Here is a 3,579-nt window from a genome sequence, read left to right on the forward strand (position 1 = left end):
GAAGGCGAGCATGTTTGTGATCACCTTGATCACCGCCGCCGAGCCGACCGGACCCATCAGGAACGACTTTGCGCACATCGCCTCGATGGCCGGCCGATGACGTTCGTAGAGCGCTGGATCGCCGCCGACCAGCGCGGTGATCTTGCCAGCCGCCGCCAGATGCACGCCACCGGTGACCGGGCATTCCAGCGTCTCGACGCCCCTGGCCGAGGCGAGGGCCGCAAGGCGAAGAATCTCGTCGCGGCCGTTGGTGGACATCTCGATCCAGGTGCCGCCTTGGGGTAGGCCCTCCAGCAATCCGCCGGGTCCGGCCAGCACCGCTTCGCTGACCTTGGGCGAAGGCAGGCACGTGATGGCATTGCCGGCCCAGGCGGCGGCCTCGGCCGGGCTGCTCGCGGCAGTGGCGCCGAGCGCCACCAGGCGCTCGACGGCGGCCGGATCGCGGTCGAGGACGGTGACGGCAAAGCCGTTGCGGATCAGGCTGGCGGCAAGGTTTCCGCCGAGATGGCCAAGCCCGATGAAGGCGTAGCTCTTGCTCACGGCATCAGCGGGGTCTGCATCATCTGCAGATGCAGGTCCTTGCCCGTATAGGGGTGCGCGTCGCAGACCGCTTCGTTCAACTCGACGCCGAGGCCGGGCTCCTTCGAGGGGACGACGTTGCCGTCCTGCCACTCGATCTTCTTCTTCAAGAGCGTGGCATGGAAACCGTCCCACTGCTTCAGCGATTCCAGGATGAGGAAGTTGGGCAGTGTCACCGCCAGCTGGATGTTGGCCGCACCGACGATCGGCCCGCAATAGCAGTGAGGGGCGACCTGGATGTGGTAGGCCTCGGCCATCGCCGCGATCTTCTTGGTTTCGAGAATGCCGCCGGAGCGGCCGAGGTCCGGCTGCAGGATGGTCGCGGCGCGGTTCTCGATGACGCGGGCGAACTCGAACTTGGTGGTCAGCCGTTCGCCGGTGGCGATCGGGATCGAGGTCGCGCGGGCCACTTGCGCCATGACTTCGGGCATGTCAGGCGGCACCGGCTCCTCGAACCACAAGGGATCATAGGGCTCGATGGCGCGCGCCATGCGCAGCGCGCCGGACGCTGTGAACTGGCCGTGCGTGCCAAACAGGATGTCGGCGCGGGTGCCGACCGCCTCGCGGATCGCCTTGATCATGCGGGTGGACAGGTCGATATCGACAAGACGCGGCTGGTGGCCGTCGAAGGCGGTGTAGGGGCCGGCCGGGTCCAGTTTGACGGCGTTGAACCCCTGTTCGACATATTCGAGCGCGCAGGCGGCGGCGAGATCGGGGTCGTTGTAGACGTTCTTGCCGTGCGCATCCTCGGAGTGGACGCTGCCGGTGTGCGGATAAAGATAGGTGTAGGAACGCAGCGTTTCGTGCACCTGGCCGCCGAGCAGTTTGTAGACCGGCTTGTCGGCCTCCTTGCCGATGATGTCCCAGCAGGCCATTTCCAGCGCCGAGAAGCAGCCCATGCCTGACACGTCGGGCCGCTGGGTGAAGCCGGACGAATAGGCGCGGCGGAAGAAGTTCTCGATGTCGTGCGGATCGCGGCCGACGAGATAGCGCTCGGCCATGTCCTCGACCATCCGGGCGGTAACATGGGCGGAGAAGGTGGCGTTGTAGGCCTCGCCATAGCCGACCACGCCGCCATCGGTGGTCAACTTGACGAAGATGAAATACTTGCCGCCGATGCCGGGCGGCGGATTGTCGACAACCCAGGTCTTGACGTCCGTGATCTTCATTTTTGGTCCTCCAGAACCAGTTCGGCGCCCTTCCAACCGGTCATGATCGAGGCGGCGTTGGTGTTGCCGGTGATGTTGTCGGGGAAGATGGAGGCGTCGATGACGCGCAGGCCGTCGATGCCGTGCACCTTGAGACGCGGGTCGACGACGGCGCGCGCCGGATCGGGCCCCATGCGGCAGGTCGAGACCGGATGATAGACAGTGCCCGAGCGCTTCCTGAAATCCTGAATCAGGTCTGCATCGGAAGTGATTGACGGGCCTGGCAAAACCTCTTCCTCGATGATCTCGGCCATGGCAGGCATCGAGGCGATCTTGCGGACGAATTTCACCGCCGCCAGCATCTCCTCGACATCGGCATTGGTGGAGTAGGCATTGGCCGTTATCCTGGGGTACTCGCGCGGATTGGCCGAGCGGATCATGATCTCGCCACGGCTCGACGGGCGGCAGTTGGACAGGCCGATGGAAAAGCCCGGCCATGGGTCGGGCGTCAGGATGGGACGCTCGCCGCTCTTGGGAATGACGGTCGAGAATGCCTGGAAATAGAGCTGCATGTTGGGCCGCGTCGCCGCCGGGTCGGTGCGGAAGAAGCCACCGGCATTGTTCATCGACAGCGACAGCGGGCCCGAACGGGTCAGGATATATTGCATGCCGACCAGCAGCTTGCCCCACCAGGGACGCAGCGTCTGGTTGAGCGTCGGCAGCTTGCCCTTGAAGGTGTAGTTGATGCCGACATGATCCTGCAGATGCGCGCCGACATTCTCGTTGGCGTGGACCATCCGGATGCCCAGGCCTTTCAGCAGCGCGGAAGGCCCGACGCCGGACAGCTGCAGCAATTGCGGCGAGTTGACCGAGCCGCCCGACAGGATGACTTCGCGACCGGCACGCGCCGACTTCGTCTCGCCGTTCTGCTGGTATTCGACACCGACGGCGCGCTTGCCCTCGAACAGCACCCTGGTCGCCAGCGCCTTCATCTCGACGCGGACGTTGGCGCGCTTCATCGCCGGGCGCAGGAAAGCGCGCGCCGCCGACATGCGGCGGCCGTTGCGGGTCGAGATCTGGTAGACGCCGACGCCTTCCTGGGCAGCGCCGTTGAAATCCGGGTTGAAGGGCAAGCCGGCCTGCTGGCCGGCGACGAGATAGCGTTTGGTCAGCGGGTGGACGGCGCCCGAACAGTCTGTGACATGCAGCGGGCCGCCGACGCCGCGCCATTGGTCCGCGCCGGCCTGGTTGTCCTCGAGCGCCTTGAAGGCGGGCAGCAGATCGTCATAGCCCCAGCCGGGATTGCCGGCGGCGGCCCAGGCATCGAAATCTTCGCGCGCGCCCCTGATCCAGACCATGGCGTTGATCGAGCTCGAACCGCCGAGCAGCTTGCCGCGCGGCCAGTGGTCGGCATTGCCGGCAAGCCCCGGGTCCGGCTCGGCCTTGTAGTTCCAGTTGACGCCGGGATCGAAGAAGGTCTTGCCGTAGCCGAGCGGCATCTGCACGTAGAAGCGGCGGTCGCTGCCGCCGGCCTCCAGCACCAGCACCGAGAAGCGCCCCGAGGCCGACAGTTTTTCAGCCAGGACCGAGCCGGCCGAGCCGGAGCCGACGATGATGAAATCATAGGTCTGCATGATGGAAATGGGAGGCTCCGAAAAATTGGCTGCAGCCTAGACGCGACGGCATTCCGAAGTCGCCGCGCCATCCGGCATCAGTTGTGAAAAAAGCGACCGTCGAACCGATCAGGTTTGCGGGGATTCCCGACAATCGCGCTTGATATCTATCGTCCCGACAGCCTATGCGGTGGCACTATCTTGGCGCATAACTTTTCGGAGTTATGCTCTGGCCACTC

The 3,579-nt window shown here is 65.1% G+C and carries 3 protein-coding genes; all 3 read right to left on the reverse strand.

Annotation, left to right across the window (positions count from 1 at the left end; genetic code table 11):
* Positions 1 to 540: NAD(P)-dependent oxidoreductase (locus ENZ74_RS25755; RefSeq protein WP_164761208.1), on the reverse strand; the 540-nt coding region annotated here is incomplete at its 3' end.
* Complete coding sequence (locus tag ENZ74_RS25760; RefSeq protein ID WP_063168823.1) at positions 537 to 1,748, reverse strand: mandelate racemase/muconate lactonizing enzyme family protein; 1,212 nt, start codon at positions 1,746 to 1,748, stop codon at positions 537 to 539. The genes ENZ74_RS25760 and ENZ74_RS25755, both read right to left, overlap by 4 nt.
* Positions 1,745 to 3,361 carry a GMC family oxidoreductase N-terminal domain-containing protein gene (locus ENZ74_RS25765; RefSeq protein ID WP_063168822.1) on the reverse strand — a complete coding sequence of 539 codons (1,617 nt, stop codon included), beginning with the start codon at positions 3,359 to 3,361 and terminating at the stop codon, positions 1,745 to 1,747. The genes ENZ74_RS25760 and ENZ74_RS25765 overlap by 4 nt, the downstream gene beginning before the upstream one ends.
* Positions 3,362 to 3,579: the final 218 nt, after the last annotated feature.

Source organism: Mesorhizobium sp. M7A.F.Ca.CA.002.15.2.1, from assembly GCF_003998715.1.
GTDB lineage: Bacteria > Pseudomonadota > Alphaproteobacteria > Rhizobiales > Rhizobiaceae > Mesorhizobium > Mesorhizobium ciceri.

Coding starts and splice junctions, on each gene's coding strand:
- ENZ74_RS25760 (WP_063168823.1), bottom strand. CDS start 1,748: ATGAAGATCACGGACGTCAAGACCTGGGTTGTCGACAATCCGCCGCCC.
- ENZ74_RS25765 (WP_063168822.1), bottom strand. CDS start 3,361: ATGCAGACCTATGATTTCATCATCGTCGGCTCCGGCTCGGCCGGCTCG.